The sequence below is a fragment of the Pseudomonas sp. GM49 genome, from assembly GCF_000282355.1.
In the GTDB taxonomy this organism is placed as follows: Bacteria; Pseudomonadota; Gammaproteobacteria; order Pseudomonadales; family Pseudomonadaceae; genus Aquipseudomonas.
In genome coordinates this window covers 74,636-90,613 of sequence record NZ_AKJL01000110.1, presented here as the reverse complement: position 1 = coordinate 90,613, position 15,978 = coordinate 74,636, and the positions used below count along the sequence as shown (strand labels likewise).

Here is a 15,978-nt window from a genome sequence, read left to right as displayed (position 1 = left end):
ACAGCGCATGCTGCACGACAAAGCATAGTGCTTCTTTCAAAGAAGCCCGGGTCTGAGAAGTAGGAGTGGTGGATGGGTCAGGCAAGTAGTCAGGCTGCAGGTGCCGAGCATTCGGCGGTGAAGCCGATCGGCATGCTGGTCGCGGCAGTCGGGGTGGTTTATGGCGATATCGGCACCAGTCCGTTGTACACCCTCAAGGAAGTGTTTTCCGGAGGTTATGGCGTGCCGGTCAACCATGACGGGGTACTGGGGATTCTGGCACTCATTTTCTGGTCGCTGATCTGGGTCGTGTCGATCAAGTACATGATGTTTGTGCTGCGCGCCGACAACCAGGGCGAAGGCGGGATCATGGCCTTGACCGCACTGGCCCGGCGGGCGGCGTCGGGGCACGCGAAATTGCGCACGTTGCTGGTGGTCTGCGGACTGATAGGTGCGGCGTTGTTCTATGGCGACAGCATGATTACCCCGGCGATTTCCGTGCTGTCGGCGATTGAAGGTCTGGGCCTGGCATTCGAGGGCATCGATCATTGGGTGGTGCCATTGTCGCTGGTGGTGCTGGTCGCGCTGTTTCTGATTCAGAGTCACGGGACCGCGCGGATCGGCATTCTGTTCGGGCCGATCATGGTTACCTGGTTCCTAGTGCTGGGCGCACTGGGCGTCTATGGCATCAGCCAGCATCCGGAAGTCCTGCAAGCGATGAATCCGGTATGGGGTGTACGTTTCTTCATGGTCCATCCGGGCATGGGCGTGACGATTCTCGGCGCCGTGGTGCTGGCATTGACCGGTGCCGAAGCGCTGTACGCGGACATGGGCCACTTCGGCCGCAAGCCGATTGCACGCGCGTGGTTCATCCTTGTGCTGCCGGCGTTGGTGCTGAACTACTTCGGCCAGGGCGCCTTGCTGCTGGGCGACCCGGAAGCTGCCCGTAACCCGTTCTACCTGTTGGCACCGAGCTGGGCATTGATCCCGCTGGTCGGCCTGTCGACCCTGGCCACGGTGATTGCCTCGCAAGCGGTGATTTCCGGTGCGTTCTCCCTGACCCGTCAGGCGATCCAGCTTGGTTACATTCCGCGCATGCACATCCGGCACACCTCCAGCGCCGAACAGGGCCAGATCTACATCGCCGCGGTGAACTGGGCGCTGATGGTCGGCGTGGTGCTGTTGGTGCTGGGTTTTGAATCCTCTGGTGCCCTGGCCTCGGCCTACGGTGTGGCGGTGACCGGGACCATGCTGATGACCAGTATTCTGGTGTCCGCGGTGATCCTGCTGCTGTGGAAATGGCCTCCGGTTCTTGTGGTGCCGATCCTCTTGGGTTTCCTGTTGGTAGACGGTGTGTACTTCGCCGCCAACGTGCCGAAAATCATTCAGGGCGGTGCATTCCCGGTAATCGCCGGTTTCGCCTTGTTTGTGCTGATGACCACCTGGAAGCGTGGCAAGCAATTGCTGGTGGAGCGCATCGATGAAGGTGGGCTGCCACTGCCGATCTTCATCAGCAGCATCGCCGTGCAACCGCCGCATCGCGTGCAGGGCACGGCAGTGTTCCTCACCGCGCGTCCGGATGCCGTGCCCCATGCGCTGTTGCACAACTTGTTGCATAACCAGGTACTGCACGAGCAAGTGGTGCTGCTGACGGTGGTCTACGAAGACATCCCGCGGGTGCCGCCATCACGACGGTTCGAGGTCGATGCCTACGGCGAAGGTTTCTTCCGGGTGATCCTGCATTTCGGCTTCATCGATGAGCCGGACGTGCCACAGGCGTTGAAGCTGTGTCATCTCGATGAACTGAACTTCAGCCCGATGCGCACCACGTACTTCCTCAGCCGCGAAACGGTCATCGCCTCCAAGCTCGAAGGCATGTCGCGCTGGCGTGAGGCGCTGTTTGCGTTCATGTTGCAGAACGCCAATGGCAATTTGCGTTTCTTCAATCTGCCGTTGAACCGGGTGATTGAACTGGGTACTCAGGTGGAGATGTAAGCGACCCACAAAAAGCCCCCGTTGCCTTGCGGCAGCGGGGGCTTTTTTGTGGACGGTCGCTGGATACTTCAGAACCTCTGTGGGAGCGAGCTTGCTCGCGATGGCGGTGCCACATTCAACAGAAATGCTGACTGATCTACCGCTATCGCGAGCAAGCTCGCTCCCACAGGGAATGTGTGGTGCACGCAAGAATAAAAAAGCCCCCGCTACCGTGAGGTAACGAGGGCTATTTTGCTGGCTGTCAGATCACTCTGTAGCAGCTGTTTCCTTCGGCTGGCGCTTCTCGATGATGTCCACCAGACGCTTGGCCAGCGCCGGGTAGTTCTCGTCGAAGTGGTGACCGCCGGGCAGTTTCATCGCTTCGCCCACCGCAGTCTTGTCGGTGCAGCCGCTTTCGTCGGTTTCCTCTTCACCGTAGATGCACACCACTTTGGCGGCTGGCAACCTGGCCATTTCCGGGCCGGTGGCGGCTTCCTTGCCGGCGTTGCCGAGCCAGCCTTCGACTTCGATTTCAAAGCTGCCGGTACGGGCGAAGGCCAGCAGGATGATTGCGTCAACGCGATTCTGCTCCGACTCGGCCAGGCGGTTGTAGATCGCCGGCAGAACATCCGCGCCGAACGAGTAGCCGGTCAGGATGAAACGCTTGGTGCCCCATTTCTGCCGGTAGTGTTGCATCAGTTCAGCCAGGTCCAGCGCGCTTTGCTCCGGGCTCTTGTGCTGCCAGTAGTAGCGCAGGGTGTCGATGCCGACCACCGGGTAGCCGATCTTGGCCATCTCGCCCGCCACGTCGCGGTCGAGGTCGCGCCAGCCGCCGTCACCGGACAGGAACAGGGTCACGGTGTCCCTGGCCTGGCCCGCCGGCACTTCGACCACCGGGATCTGCAGGCCGCCAGCGGCTTTGTCGCCACCAACGAGGATCTTGCGCAGTTCGTTGTTCAACACTTGCGGCAGGTTGATGTCGTAGTCGCTGATGCTGGTTTCGGCATTGACCTGGTCGCGCACAAAACCGGCGCTGGTGTCGTCCGGGTTGTCGTTCCAGGCTGCCAGCCAGTGGCCGTGGGCGGCGCTTTTCGGCAACAGGTGAGTGCAGCCACCCTTTTCCAGAGCCAGGTCGACCGAGACGGCGTAAGCCTTGTCATCCTTTTGCTCGGACAACCAGCGCCAGGCCAGCACGGCGCCCGGGCCGATGCCGCCGACCAGGGTCGCCGGGCCTTTGAGTTCTCGCAGGCCTGATTGCAGGGCACGGCTTTGCAGCAGGCAGTCCTTGGGCAGGATCACCTGGACAATCTGCGCCGAGCCACTGCGGCTCAGGGTCATCAATTGCTTGTCGCTGAGTTTCTGGTCTTCGTTGACCGCCACCAGCACCTGGGCGCGTGGCGTGGTGCCGGGGATGACACGGGTCATCGCCGCACCATCGGCCGGGGTCAGCCATTCGAGGGTCGGTTCCGGTGCCGGGCGTTTCAGGTACCAGTAACCGCCACCGAGAATCAGGGCCACTATCACCAGTGTGCCCAGTACATACCGCAAGGAGCGTTGAATCATCAGCGTTTCACCAATCCGGTCAAGCCGCCCGCGATCAGGGCAGCAGTGTCGGCCAGCGCAACCAGCGGATCGAGTCCGGCGGGCACGGCCATATAACGGGGTTCCCAATCAGGCTGGAACTTGTCTTTGAAGCGGCGCAAGCCCTGGAAGTTGTATAGCTGCTCACCACGGCGGAATACCATCGAGCCCAGGCGCTGGGTCAATGGCGCGCCGCGACGGGGTTGTAACCCCGACAACGGCACCATGCCCAGGCTGAAACGCGCGTACCCATGATGTTTATAATGTTGAATCAGGCCGACCATCATGAACTCCATGGTCAGCTTCGGGGCATCCGGGTGCGCGCGCATCAGGTCGAGGCTGGCCAGGTCATGACCGTAGGTCTCGAGCAAGTTGGCGAACGCCACCGGGCGCCCTTCGAAGCGAATCACCGCGATGCGGAAATACTTGAGGTAGTCATCGCTGAAGCGGCCCAGCGAAAAACCTTTCTCCCGGACATTCTTGCCGGTCAGCCAGGCATCGGAGATCACCTTGAGCTCATCCATCGGTGCGTGGCCCGGCTCAAAGATTTCCAGCGACAGGCCGTCACGGGTGCCACGGTTCCAGGTGTAGCGCAGGTCCTTCATCTCTTTGCCCTTGGCTTCGAGATCAAAACGCTTCAGGTCGACCCTGGCTTCTTCGCCGAGCTTGATCGCCGTCAGGCCGATGTCCATGTAGTACGGCAGGTTCTCTGCGCGCACTTGATAAAACACGGGACGGGCATGGTGGATGTCGCACAGGTCGCGGAACTGCCAGATCATTTCCGCCCGTTGCTGGCCCGGGCCGATCGGGTCATACAGCGCCACCAGGCTGCGGCCGCGACGGGCGTACATCAGGAATGCTTCGTCATTGGGGTGAAACAGCAGCGCCTTGTCACCGGTCAGGGCCAGGCCGCCATCCGGTTGGGCCGATGCCATGAGGATCTTGCTGGCGCGCTCCAGTTCGTCGGGCGTCGGCAGGTGTATGACCGGGCGTGCAGTGCGCAGCAGCCAAGTCAGCGATACTACTACCAGCAGCACCGCGGCACCGAGCAGCGAACGCAGGCCGCGAGGGGCGTCGGCGTCGAGGGTGAACTGCCACCAGAGTTGGTGGCTGTAGGGAACGTCCTGATAGGCGAACAGCAGCAGCCAGATCGACGCGCCGAGCACGCACAGGCTGGCGACCAGGTACAGCGGGGAGAACGGCACTTCAGTCAGGCGGCTGGGGCGATAGAACGAGCGGCGGAATACCCCGAGCAGACTTGCCGTCAGTACCATCAGGCTGGCTTCTTCCCAGTCAAAACCCTTGAGCAGCGAGAGCAGGGCGCCGACCAGCAACAGAATGGTGGTCAGCATCCACGCGGCCGACAGCCGGCGACGCAGCCCCTGGGCCAGCAACAGGCACAGAACGCCGACCAGGCTGGCGCCAAAGTGCGAAGCATCGACCAGTCGATGGGGGATCAGAAAACCGATGTGTTCCAGGCGGGTATCGATTTCCGGGGTGGCGCCGGAGAACAGCAGGACAACGCCGGACAGGAATACCAGCACCGCCAGTATCGGAGCCGCCAGGCCTGAGGCCGCGCGCAATGTCTGGCGTGTCTGGAACAGACGCTGACCTTCGTTGATCAGCAGCAGCAGGCAGGCCACCAGCAACGGCAGGACCACGTAGATCAAGCGATAGAGCAGCAGGGCGGCCGCCAGTGGCGCGGCGCCAAGGGTGTCGGAAAACGCGGCCAGCAAAATTGCCTCGAACACCCCGACTCCGCCCGGCACATGGCTGAGCACGCCGGCGGCCAGAGCCAGCAGGTAAACCAATAGGAACGCGCCGAAGGGCGGAGTTTCCGGCAGCAGCAGATAGAGCACGGTTGCGGCGGCGGCTACGTCCAGGGCGGTGATGATCAATTGCAGGAACGTCAGTCGAAGCCCGGGCAGGCGCAAGGTGCGGCGTCCGACCTTGACCAGCAGGTTGTCCGGGTAAGGCTGTTCCGGCAGCCGACGACGGTAGATGCCTAAGGCCAGCACCGAAAACAACACGAGCACGGCAGTCGCCACCACGCCCAGCAAGGTCTCGGAGAGCCCCAGCGCGGTGGACGCGGCAGACAGGTCGCTGAGCGTCGCCAGGGCGGCCAGCGGCGGCAGGGCGCAACCTAGCGAGAGGCTGGCGAACAGCGTCATGCGGGCGACTTCAGCGGCTCCCAGGCCATGACGGGCATAGAGGCGATAGCGGACCGAGCCGCCCGACAACATTGAAAGACCGATGGCATTGCCGATGGCAAAGGCCGTGAAACCACCGAGCGCCAGCGTGCGCGGTGTCAGGCTCACTCCGGCATAGCGGCTGGCCGACCATTCGTAGCCGAGCAGAATGATGAAGCCCACTACGGTTGCGCCCAGCGCGCCCATCAAGGCAGGTTTCGGAACTTCGAGGATCGAGTCGTGCAGCGCGTAAAGGTCGAGTTCGCTCAACAGGTGGCGACAGGCAATCAGCGCGATCGCGAACAACAGCAGGGTGACCGCCAGGCCAATGGGTTGACGGTATTTGCTCAATCGATCAAGCAGACGCAGGCGCTCAGCCTTGATCGGTTGTGTCGCTGTGACAGTGTCTTGTGAATCAGACGAGTTGGCGCGCATCAATCACCTCTTGGATTGTGCGCGACAGGATGGGGGTATCCAGCCAAGTTACCAATCCCTGCAGAAAAAAATAATCACAAATATTAACGCCTATCACCCGGCAACAGGGACGGCGCGTTATCAGTCGTGAAGGCTTCAGCCTGCGATAGAGCATAGTCTGAACCCGGCGCATGGGAGACCCCCAAACGGCTTGCTACACAGTGACAGATCATTGTTGCGAAAGGACTTTTTCAACAGATACAAAAAAGGCCACTCTTTCGAGTAGCCTTTTTTGATGTTTGGTTGCGGGAGCCGGATTTGAACCGACGACCTTCGGGTTATGAGCCCGACGAGCTACCAGACTGCTCCATCCCGCGTCTGTGTGGCGGCATTCTATAGAGTAATGCCGGGGTGTCAACCGTTAATCCTGAAGCAGGTCAAATAAACGTTGAATCGCGGCAAACGGTCGCAGCGATGGTCTAAGTTTCGGAATCAGAACGATTTCCGCTTTCGGCGTCGCTGAGTGTCCAGCCCGTGTTCCTGCGTTCGGCGCTACAAAACGAGCGCGCACAAAAAAGGCCACTCTTTCGAGTAGCCTTTTTTGATGTTTGGTTGCGGGAGCCGGATTTGAACCGACGACCTTCGGGTTATGAGCCCGACGAGCTACCAGACTGCTCCATCCCGCGTCTGTGTGGCTGCATTCTATAGAGATACGCCGGGGTGTCAACCGTCAATTCCGATAAAACCTGTTTTGCTTCAATCGGTTAGCTTGCCGAGGGGCGGGGTCGTCAGCCTGTGAGGCAGGCGGGGCAAGGCCTGCGGCTCTATCGCGAATGTTTTTTCGATTGAAAAAATAAATTTACCAATGATATTTCCCACGAGTCGAAAAGAACATTCAGACTACTGGTGCTATATACAGGTGTCGGTGAGATACTGGATGTCCGTCACACCAATACGCCTTTTCCTTGCCATGAACACTGCTTTGCCATGACTCAGCGAAAGATCATCCACGTCGATTGTGACTGTTTCTACGCCGCCATTGAGATGCGCGACGACCCGCGCCTGGCCGGTAAGCCATTGGCGGTGGGCGGGTCGGCGGATCGGCGCGGGGTGATTGCCACGTGTAATTATGAGGCGCGAGCGTACGGGGTGCGTTCGGCGATGTCCTCCGGGCATGCCTTGAAACTTTGTCCGGACCTGACCATCGTCAAGCCACGCATGGATGCTTATAGAGAGGCGTCCAGGGAAATTCACACGATCTTTCGCGAATACACCGAAATCATTGAGCCGCTTTCGCTCGACGAGGCGTACCTCGATGTGTCGGACAGCGCGCATTTCGGCGGCAGTGCAACGCGAATCGCCCAGGACATCCGGCGCCGGGTCTCCAACCAATTGCATATCACCGTGTCGGCGGGAGTGGCGCCGAACAAGTTTCTGGCCAAGATCGCCAGTGACTGGAAAAAGCCCAACGGCCTGTTTGTCATCACACCGGACCAGGTCGAGGACTTTGTCAGTGGCTTGCCGGTGAGCAAATTGCACGGGGTCGGCAAAGTCACCGCCGACAAGCTCGGCAAACTGGGTATCACCGATTGCCTGCAATTGCGCGAGTGGGACAAGTTGGCGTTGGTGCGAGAGTTCGGCAGCTTTGGTGAGCGACTCTGGAGCCTGGCCCGTGGGATTGATGATCGTGTGGTGCACAACGACAGTCGTCGTCAGTCGATCAGTGTCGAAAATACCTACGACGTGGATCTACCGGATCTAGTGAGTTGCCTGGATAAATTGCCCGAGTTGCTGGAAACCCTGGCTGGTCGCATGACGCGAATAGACAGCAGTTATCGGCCTGGCAAGCCATTCGTCAAAGTGAAATTTCACGACTTCACGCAGACGACATTGGAGCAGGCTGGGGCAGGGCGGGATCTGGGAAGTTATCAGTTGATGCTGACCCAGGCCTTCAATCGTGGCGGTAAACCGGTTCGGTTGTTGGGCGTGGGCGTGCGGTTGGAGGACTTGCGGGGCGGGTTCGAGCAGATGGAGTTGTTTGAGCGGTAGTTTAGTGTTGAATGTGAGGCGCCTTCGCGAGCAAGTCGGATCGCCGCACCACCGCTCCCACAATGGACCGCGTGATCAACTGTGGGAGCGGGCTTACTCCGGGCGGCGATCCGACGAAGCTTTTGGCTTTTAGTTCAGCCCCGGATTCGCCACCAGCCGCTCGCCATTGCGGGCTAGCGACTTCAGAAACTCGGTCTGCAATTCGGGATCATTGCGTGTCAGTTCGATCAGGCTCTGTTCCAGTTCGCTGGCTTCTTCTTCAAGACCCAGCTCCGACAGGCGTTTGACCCGGTGGACCCACTGATTGACTTCATCACCTTCGAGGTCGTCATAAATCAACCCATGGGCTTCATAGAGCTTGCTGCGCAAATTGCTGCTGATGGTCAGGGTGGAATCGTTGTGCACGTTCCCCTGGGCATCCTCAACACGGATCAGCAATCGGCTCAGATGATTGATGTCATGTTCGGCGAACGGGCTGTCCAACAGATTCAGGCGTAACACGCCGTTTTTGTCGGTGCTCAGTTCGAAGGTTTCCTTGCCGGCCTTGACCTCAACCGGGCGCTCGCTCCAGGGCAGGCTCGAGTACTCCGTGCGTTTGTCGCGCTGGACTTCACCAATACTGGCCAGGTTTTGCTGCGCGCGGCCGTGGGACTGCACGTTCATGAACGGGTTGAGCCCGGCGAAGCCGTAGCTCAGCCAGTCCTTGGTCACGCTGTCCGGCAGATTGCCGAGGGTGAACACGTTGACCACGTTGGCACCGATACCTGCCACCACGGCCACCGCGCCCAGCGGGATTTCGTAAATCTCCCGCCAGGGTTGGTACGGCGTATAGCGGTCGTAGTGACGCGTGACTTCGTATTCGGTGACTTCGAAAGTCTTCTGCTCGTGGATTTTCACCCGCCTTTGCGGCAGCTCAAGCACCTTGGGCTCACCGACATCGATTTGCAGGCTGTGATCGAGCAATTTACGCTCGATCCGTTCCTCTTGCTCGCTGCGTTGTGACATGTGGTTGGCACAGCCGCTGACCAGCAGGGTGCCGCACAAGGCGGCACCACCGAGGCCTAAGGTGTTTCGCTTGAACATGACGCCTCTATATCTGGTATCAGCGGCGGATGCGGGCCTGAAGGAACGACAGCACGTCGGCGACCGGCAGCGCTTGTGCGTCGGCCTCGGTACGGCTCTTGTATTCCAGGTTGCCTTCGGCCAGGCCGCGATCGCTGACCACGATCCGGTGTGGAATGCCTATCAGCTCCATGTCCGCGAACTTGATGCCCGGGCTGGTTTTCTTGTCGCGGTCATCGAGCAGCACTTCGAAGCCGGCAGCGGTGAGTTCCGCGTACAGCTTGTCGGTGGCTTCACGAACCTGTTCGGTTTCGTAGCGCAGCGGCACCAGGGCAATCTGGAAAGGCGCGAGGGTGTCGCTCCAGATGATTCCGTTTTCGTCGTTGTTCTGCTCGATGGCAGCCGCCACCACGCGAGACACACCGATGCCGTAGCAGCCCATTTCCAGGGTGACCGGCTTGCCGTTCTCGCCCAGCACTTCGCACTTCATCGCTTTGCTGTACTTGTTGCCCAGCTGGAAAATGTGCCCGACTTCGATGCCGCGCTTGATTTCCAGGGTGCCTTTGCCGTCCGGGCTCGGGTCGCCGGCCACGACGTTGCGCAGGTCGGCAACGGTCGGAACAGGCAGGTCGCGCTCCCAGTTCACGCCGAAGTAGTGTTTGTCGTCGATGTTGGCACCGATGCCGAAGTCGCTCATCAATTCGACCGAACGGTCGATGATGATCGGCAGCGGCAGGTTCAACGGGCCGAGGGAGCCGGCGCCGGCGCCAATGGCGTCGCGCAGTTCACTTTCCGAAGCCATGACCAGGGGGCTGGCAACGCCTGGCTGGTTGGCGGCCTTGATTTCGTTCAACTCATGGTCGCCACGGATGATCAGGGCAATCAGCTTGCCTTTCTCTTCTGCGTGCACCACGAGGGTCTTGATGGTTTTCTCGATCGGCAGGTTGAAGCCTTCGACCAGTTGCGCAATGGTCTTGGCATTCGGGGTATCGACCAGACGCAGCTCTTCGGTCGGAGCGGCACGCGATGTTTCGCGCGGCACGGCTTCGGCTTTTTCGATGTTGGCGGCGTAGTCGGAGCCGTTGCTGAAAACGATATCGTCTTCGCCGGACTCGGCCAGCACGTGGAACTCGTGGGAACCGGCGCCGCCGATGGAGCCGTTGTCGGCTTCAACAGGACGGAACTTCAGGCCCAGACGGGTGAACACGTTGCAGTAGGCCTGGTGCATGCGGTCGTAGGTGACTTGCAGAGAAGGCTGGTCTGCGTGGAACGAGTAGGCGTCCTTCATGATGAATTCGCGGCCGCGCATCAAGCCGAAGCGTGGGCGGATTTCATCACGGAATTTGGTCTGGATCTGGTACAGGTTGATCGGCAGCTGCTTGTAGCTGCTCAACTCGTTGCGCATCAGATCAGTGATGACTTCTTCGTGGGTCGGGCCGGCGCAGAAGTCGCGGCCATGGCGATCCTTGAAGCGCAGCAATTCAGGGCCGTACTCTTCCCAGCGCCCGGATTCCTGCCACAGCTCGGCCGGTTGCGTGCTCGGCATCAACACTTCGAGAGAACCGGCGGCGTTCATTTCTTCACGAACGACGGCTTCGACCTTGCGCATTACCCGCAAGCCCATCGGCAGCCAGGTGTACAGGCCCGAGGCGAGTTTGCGGATCATGCCGGCGCGCAGCATCAGCTGGTGGCTGATCACGACCGCGTCGGAAGGCGTTTCTTTTTGTGTGGCGAGCAAAAATTGACTGGTGCGCATGGTTGGCCGTTATCGATTGCTGATGACGAGAAATGACGGAGCATTGTACGGGCGAGATCCGCTGGCGTACAGGCATGCGGTCGGTGGTGTGGCAGGAGGGCGCGATTCACACGGCCCTCCGCGATTTTTCCTGCGTTAAGAGCCTACGATTCTTCGACGACCGGGGTCTGCACCGGTTCCGGTGTAGGTGTCGGACCTGCGCGGCGGTTCTCCTGGAACCAGTGCAAGGCGATCAACAGCAGTGTCGGAACGCCCAGCAGGGCTGTGATCAGGAAGAAGTTGTGGTAACCGAATTTTTCCACCATGACCCCGGAGTAGCCGCCGATCAGGCGTGGCAGCAACAGCATGATCGAGCTGAGCAGGGCGTATTGGGTGGCGGAGAACTTGAGGTTGGTCAGGCTCGAAAGGTAGGCGACGAAGGCCGAAGTCGCCAGACCTGAGCTGAAGTTGTCCAGGGAGATGGTCAGCACCAGCATGTTCAGGTTGGGGCCCATGTCGGCGAGCAGCAGGAACAGGATGTTGGTTGCAGCGGATGCCACGCCGCCGATGAACAGGATTGGCAGGATGCCGAAACGCACGATCAGCAGGCCGCCCATGCCGGCACCCACCAGGGTCATGATCAGGCCGAAAATCTTGCTGACGCTGGCGATCTGGTCTTTGGTGAAGCCCTGGTCGATATAGAACACGTTGGCCATCACGCCCATGACCGTATCGGACATCCGGTAGGTGGCAATCAGGCCGAGCAGCAGCAGCGCTTGCCAGCGGTATCGCAGGATGAAGTCGTTGACCGGTGTCAGCACTGGCGCCAGGCCGCGACGACCCATGGCCGAGAGGCACAGGGCGGTGAGGGTGGTGTAGAGAATCGCGCGCAGGAAGGCGCGGTCCTCCAGCAACAGGTCAAGCAGACTCACGCCCTGGAACAGTACGCTGGCGAAGTCGGTGTTGTAGAACTGGGTGAACATGGCCGGCACGGACACCAGCAATATGATCAGCACGAACACCGAGGCCAGTTGATGCACGAAGCTGTAGCGCCCGGCCTGCAGTTGCGTGCGCAACGGCACGGGTGGTTCGCGCATGAACAGGGAGGTCAGCAGTGCCGGGACCATCAGCACTCCGAACAGGATGTAAGTGCCGGCCCAGGCCGAATGCTTGTAGTTGAAGCCGGTGGAGCCAAAGCCTTCGGCGAAGTACAGCGCGCCTGCAGTAGCCAGCAACGCAGCGACCCGGTAACCGGACATGTAGCTGGCGGCCAGTGCGGCCTGACGATTGTCTTCGGCGATTTCCAGGCGATAGGCGTCTACCGCAATATCTTGCGTCGCCGAGGCGAAAGCGACGACCACGGCGATGGCGATCAGCCAGGACAAATGCTTTTGCGGGTCGCAGAAACCCATCCCGATCAGGCCGAGGATGACCAGTGCCTGGGACAGCACGAGCCAGGATCGTCGTCGACCGAGTTTGCCGAGCAATGGCAGTCGCCATTGGTCGAGCAACGGTGACCAGACCCATTTGAAGGCATACGCCAGGCCGATCAGGCTTGCATAGCCAATGGTTTCACGAGCGACGCCAGCTTCCCGCAGCCAGACCGAAAGCGTCGAAAATACCAGCATGTAGGGCAGGCCGGCGGCGAAACCGAGCAGCAACAGCACGAGTGTCGAAGGGCTGGCATAAGCGGCGAGCGCGGCGCGCCAGGTTTTACGGGGCATGGGCTGGAGTCTGCCTCAAGAAATACGGAAACAAAGCGCGCACTCTAACCGCTGTGCTCTACCGGGCGCCAGCCATGGCGCTGAATATCAACACGATTATTCAGGATGCTGATTCCCTCCATGCGTAATCGTGCGCGCTGCTCATCACCCGAAGGGCTGCCCGCCGGCAGGCTGATACGCCCGTTTGCTCCCAGAACACGGTGCCAGGGTAACTTGCTGTCGCCCGGCAATTGGCTGAGCGTGCGGCCGACCCAGCGCGCGGCGCGACCCAGTCCGGCAAGCTCGGCCAGTTGGCCGTAGCTGACGACTTTGCCCTCGGGTATTTGTGCAAGTGTCAAATACAGCGCCGTGCGTCGGATTTGCGCTGCACTCTGGGGTTCATCGGTTGGATCGGTCACGTCCGTCAGTCCTAAAGAGGTTTGCTTTACCGTCTGTAGAGTAATTCCTGCACAGGCAGTTGAGAAATGAACTCAAGAGAAATAGTCGGGTCAGTCCTTGTCAGGGCCTTGTTCCTACGGATAATGCCGACTTTTTTCGCAAGCCTGAGCCCGTGTTTTGCTTATGTTGTCCAGATCCCTGCTGTGTCTCGCCGTCCTTGGTACTTCCACTCCCTTGCTAGCCGATACCGTGTGGTTGAACAACGGTGACAAGCTGAGTGGCAAGATCACGCTGTTCGATGGCGGCAAGCTGCTGATCCAGACCGAGTACGCCGGTGCGGTGACGATCGACTGGAAACAGGTCAAGACCCTGGATAGCGATCAGGAGCTGCTGGTCAAGCAGGATGCCTACAGTGGCGAGAAAGCCAAGTCGCTGAAAGCGGCGGACGCTGGCAAGGTCACACTGGCCAATGGCGAAGCACCGAAGACGGTCGAGCTGGCAAGCATTCAGCAGATTCTCAAGCCAAAACCGGTGGTCGAGGATCTGGTGTGGAAAGGCAACGTCGATATCGCACTGGATTATCAGCGGGCGGAAAACGACACCGATGACTACGACATCGATTTCAAGACCAGTGCGCGTCACGGTCGCTGGCGGCACACCGCTGAAGGTGAATACAACCGTGAGTTTCAGGACGACGTGGTGACCACGGACAACTGGCGGGCCGAGTACTCCATCGACCGATTCCTGACCGAGCAATGGTTCTGGCAGGGGCGCCTGGTCTACAAGCGCGACAAGGTCGAAGACCTTTCCCGGCAGCGCACCGTCGGTACCGGTCCCGGCTATCAGTTCTGGGATGACGAACTCGGGGCGTTCTCCCTGGGCTCGCTGGTCAACCGCACGGACTATGAATTCTCCGATGGCAGCAAGGACAATTTCTATGCCCTGGCCATGAAGTGGGATTACAACCGCTACCTGATCGGCAAGCGTGTCGAGTTCTTTACCAATGGTGAGGTCGCTAAGCCGCTGTCGGGTGTGGCCGACTACGCACTCGATGCCGAGATGGGGTTGCGCTACAAGGTGACTGACTGGGCTTCGCTGAACCTGAAGGCGGAGCGGGACATAATCAGTGGCACCGACGACGCGGATCTGGACAAGACCAGGTACACCGCCGGGTTTGGCGTGGCCTGGTAAGAACATCAAAAGATCGCCGCCTTCGGCAGCTCCTGCAAGGTAAACGCAGGAGCTGTCGAAGGCGGCGATCTTTTTTGTGTGGACAAAACACTCTCCCACAAAAAAGCCCCGCTGTTGAGGGCGGGGCTTTTTACTAAAGCAAGTACAAGTTAGATAACTTGAACTTCTTCAGCTTGCATGCCTTTCTGACCGCGGGTAGCGATGAAAGAAACCTGTTGGCCTTCTTTCAGGCTTTTGAAGCCGTCGGACTGGATAGCTTTGAAGTGAACGAACAGGTCGTCACCGGATTGTGGAGTGATGAAGCCGAAGCCTTTTTCATCGTTGAACCACTTAACGGTACCGGTTTGGCGATTAGACATGGTGTAACTCCTTGAACAAAGATAACTGCGACTCAGGAAGAACCCTGGCCGAGACTGAGTGCAAAGAGCAGGAAAAATTCTTGTAGATGGTTGGATCGAAATTCAACATATCGTGTAGAGATTCTCAGTGACACAAGCAGCACAGTGACGCCACCTTAACCCTTTTTCCGGGACGTGCCAATGCTTCTTGCGCAGGTTTCTCTGTTTTAAGGATCGGCGGTGTGACGGTTCGTCGCCGGCGCAGGTAATTCCTGCCTGTTCGGCGAGAATTGCACCGCGGACTTTGAACCCGGCGGCGCGCCCGGTAAGATGCCGGACAGAATTTTTCGACCCCGCTATTCAGGACACCCGCCATGAGCATCAAATCGGACAAGTGGATTCGCCGCATGGCGCAGGAACACGGCATGATCGAACCTTTCGTCGAGCGTCAGATGCGCGGCAGCGACGATAGCCGCGTCATCTCCTACGGCGTGTCGAGCTACGGCTACGATGTGCGTTGCACTAATCATTTCAAAGTGTTCACCAACATCAATTCGGCCATCGTCGACCCGAAAAACTTCGATGCCGGCAGCTTCGTCGACATCCACAGCGACGTGTGCATCATTCCACCGAACTCCTTCGCCCTGGCCAGCACCGTCGAGTACTTCCGCATTCCGCGCAATGTATTGACCATTTGCCTGGGTAAAAGCACCTACGCGCGCTGCGGCATCATCGTCAATGTCACGCCGCTCGAGCCTGAGTGGGAAGGTCACGTGACCCTGGAGTTCTCCAACACCACCAATCTGCCGGCGAAAATCTACGCCAACGAAGGCGTGGCGCAGATGCTGTTCCTTGAGTCTGACGAAGAATGTGAAGTGTCTTACAAGGACCGTGGCGGCAAGTATCAGGGCCAGCGTGGCGTGACCCTGCCTCGTACCTGAGTCAACCGTCTGACAAATGCCGGGAATTACTGAGCGGGCGTACACTCTATGGGGTGTACTGTTCCGATCCGCGCAAGGCGGGTCGGGCCATCGCTCAGGAGTGCCGAATGAAGATCGATCCGCGAATCAGTGCCGAACTGGCAAGGCTTGAACCCAATCAGGTTGGCATTCTGGCCTGGTCCTTGTTGGCACATCCGCCCGTCAGCATGTCAGGAGGCATCCCCGGTCAGCCTGATCCCGATACCCCGAACGAAGAGCCGATGGAGCCTGGTGAACCCACTTTGCCGGATGAGCCACCGCCTGCGCCTGTTGTCTGACAGACCATACGCGACCGATCAAATGTGTAGGAGCGAGCTTGTTCCGGGCGGCGATCCGACGAATACGGTCTGACATTCAACATGTGCGTTGTCTGACACACCGCGT

Annotated in this window: 12 protein-coding genes and 2 tRNA genes; 5 read left to right on the top strand and 9 right to left on the bottom strand. The window is 59.5% G+C overall.

What is annotated here, in order from left to right; all coding sequences use genetic code 11:
- Positions 1 to 72 precede the first annotated feature (72 nt).
- Positions 73 to 1,974: a potassium transporter Kup gene (locus PMI29_RS18125; protein ID WP_007996898.1), complete on the top strand. Its 1,902-nt coding sequence runs from the start codon at positions 73 to 75 to the stop codon at positions 1,972 to 1,974.
- A 246-nt stretch (positions 1,975 to 2,220) separates the two neighbouring features.
- On the opposite strand, the gene PMI29_RS18130 is transcribed toward PMI29_RS18125, so the two are convergent.
- The 4 genes from PMI29_RS18130 to PMI29_RS18145 all read right to left on the bottom strand — a co-directional run bounded on the left by PMI29_RS18130 (position 2,221) and on the right by PMI29_RS18145 (position 6,823).
- Entirely contained in the window at positions 2,221 to 3,516 is a 1,296-nt protein-coding gene (locus tag PMI29_RS18130) for a virulence factor family protein (protein WP_007996897.1), read from the bottom strand.
- Positions 3,516 to 6,158: a bifunctional lysylphosphatidylglycerol flippase/synthetase MprF gene (gene mprF, locus PMI29_RS18135; protein WP_007996896.1), complete on the bottom strand. Its 2,643-nt coding sequence runs from the start codon at positions 6,156 to 6,158 to the stop codon at positions 3,516 to 3,518. The genes PMI29_RS18130 and mprF overlap by 1 nt, the downstream gene beginning before the upstream one ends.
- Before the next feature lie 279 nt (positions 6,159 to 6,437).
- A tRNA-Met gene (locus PMI29_RS18140) sits at positions 6,438 to 6,514 on the bottom strand.
- A 232-nt stretch (positions 6,515 to 6,746) separates the two neighbouring features.
- Positions 6,747 to 6,823: transfer RNA gene (locus PMI29_RS18145), tRNA-Met, on the bottom strand.
- Between the two features lie 301 nt (positions 6,824 to 7,124).
- Between PMI29_RS18145 and dinB the strand changes: the two genes are divergently transcribed.
- Positions 7,125 to 8,186, top strand: a complete 1,062-nt coding sequence (gene dinB, locus PMI29_RS18150; protein WP_007996895.1) for a DNA polymerase IV — start codon at positions 7,125 to 7,127, stop codon at positions 8,184 to 8,186.
- A 129-nt stretch (positions 8,187 to 8,315) separates the two neighbouring features.
- On the opposite strand, the gene PMI29_RS18155 is transcribed toward dinB, so the two are convergent.
- The 4 genes from PMI29_RS18155 to PMI29_RS18170 all read right to left on the bottom strand — a co-directional run bounded on the left by PMI29_RS18155 (position 8,316) and on the right by PMI29_RS18170 (position 13,105).
- A complete protein-coding gene (locus tag PMI29_RS18155) occupies positions 8,316 to 9,269 on the bottom strand; it encodes a hypothetical protein (RefSeq protein ID WP_007996893.1) in 954 nt (317 codons plus the stop codon).
- A gap of 19 nt (positions 9,270 to 9,288) precedes the next feature.
- A complete protein-coding gene (locus PMI29_RS18160) occupies positions 9,289 to 11,004 on the bottom strand; it encodes a proline--tRNA ligase (RefSeq protein ID WP_007996891.1) in 1,716 nt (571 codons plus the stop codon).
- Between the two features lie 143 nt (positions 11,005 to 11,147).
- Complete coding sequence (locus tag PMI29_RS18165) at positions 11,148 to 12,707, bottom strand: AmpG family muropeptide MFS transporter (protein WP_007996890.1); 1,560 nt, start codon at positions 12,705 to 12,707, stop codon at positions 11,148 to 11,150.
- Positions 12,708 to 12,751: 44 nt separating this feature from the next.
- Positions 12,752 to 13,105, bottom strand: a complete 354-nt coding sequence (locus tag PMI29_RS18170; RefSeq protein ID WP_007996888.1) for an MGMT family protein — start codon at positions 13,103 to 13,105, stop codon at positions 12,752 to 12,754.
- Between the two features lie 163 nt (positions 13,106 to 13,268).
- Here PMI29_RS18170 and PMI29_RS18175 point away from each other — a divergent pair, with 163 nt between their 5' ends.
- Positions 13,269 to 14,276 (top strand): DUF481 domain-containing protein, encoded by a 1,008-nt coding sequence (locus tag PMI29_RS18175; RefSeq protein WP_007996886.1) that lies wholly within the window; start codon positions 13,269 to 13,271, stop codon positions 14,274 to 14,276.
- A 149-nt stretch (positions 14,277 to 14,425) separates the two neighbouring features.
- Here the strand turns inward: PMI29_RS18175 and PMI29_RS18180 are convergent, their stop codons facing one another.
- Positions 14,426 to 14,635, bottom strand: a complete 210-nt coding sequence (locus tag PMI29_RS18180; protein WP_002554837.1) for a cold-shock protein — start codon at positions 14,633 to 14,635, stop codon at positions 14,426 to 14,428.
- A 353-nt stretch (positions 14,636 to 14,988) separates the two neighbouring features.
- Between PMI29_RS18180 and dcd the strand changes: the two genes are divergently transcribed.
- Together dcd and PMI29_RS18190 are read left to right on the top strand one after the other, a co-directional pair.
- Positions 14,989 to 15,555, top strand: a complete 567-nt coding sequence (dcd, locus tag PMI29_RS18185) for a dCTP deaminase (RefSeq protein ID WP_007940589.1) — start codon at positions 14,989 to 14,991, stop codon at positions 15,553 to 15,555.
- A gap of 107 nt (positions 15,556 to 15,662) precedes the next feature.
- Entirely contained in the window at positions 15,663 to 15,872 is a 210-nt protein-coding gene (locus tag PMI29_RS18190; RefSeq protein ID WP_007996883.1) for a hypothetical protein, read from the top strand.
- Positions 15,873 to 15,978: the final 106 nt, after the last annotated feature.

What these genes read in the sequence shown, in the direction of transcription:
- PMI29_RS18125 (WP_007996898.1), top strand. Translation starts at nt 73, where the DNA reads ATGGGTCAGGCAAGTAGTCAGGCTGCAGGTGCCGAGCATTCGGCGGTG.
- PMI29_RS18130 (WP_007996897.1), bottom strand. Translation starts at nt 3,516, where the DNA reads ATGATTCAACGCTCCTTGCGGTATGTACTGGGCACACTGGTGATAGTG.
- mprF (WP_007996896.1), bottom strand. Translation starts at nt 6,158, where the DNA reads ATGCGCGCCAACTCGTCTGATTCACAAGACACTGTCACAGCGACACAA.
- dinB (WP_007996895.1), top strand. Translation starts at nt 7,125, where the DNA reads ATGACTCAGCGAAAGATCATCCACGTCGATTGTGACTGTTTCTACGCC.
- PMI29_RS18155 (WP_007996893.1), bottom strand. Translation starts at nt 9,269, where the DNA reads ATGTTCAAGCGAAACACCTTAGGCCTCGGTGGTGCCGCCTTGTGCGGC.
- PMI29_RS18160 (WP_007996891.1), bottom strand. Translation starts at nt 11,004, where the DNA reads ATGCGCACCAGTCAATTTTTGCTCGCCACACAAAAAGAAACGCCTTCC.
- PMI29_RS18165 (WP_007996890.1), bottom strand. Translation starts at nt 12,707, where the DNA reads ATGCCCCGTAAAACCTGGCGCGCCGCGCTCGCCGCTTATGCCAGCCCT.
- PMI29_RS18175 (WP_007996886.1), top strand. Translation starts at nt 13,269, where the DNA reads ATGTTGTCCAGATCCCTGCTGTGTCTCGCCGTCCTTGGTACTTCCACT.
- PMI29_RS18180 (WP_002554837.1), bottom strand. Translation starts at nt 14,635, where the DNA reads ATGTCTAATCGCCAAACCGGTACCGTTAAGTGGTTCAACGATGAAAAA.
- dcd (WP_007940589.1), top strand. Translation starts at nt 14,989, where the DNA reads ATGAGCATCAAATCGGACAAGTGGATTCGCCGCATGGCGCAGGAACAC.
- PMI29_RS18190 (WP_007996883.1), top strand. Translation starts at nt 15,663, where the DNA reads ATGAAGATCGATCCGCGAATCAGTGCCGAACTGGCAAGGCTTGAACCC.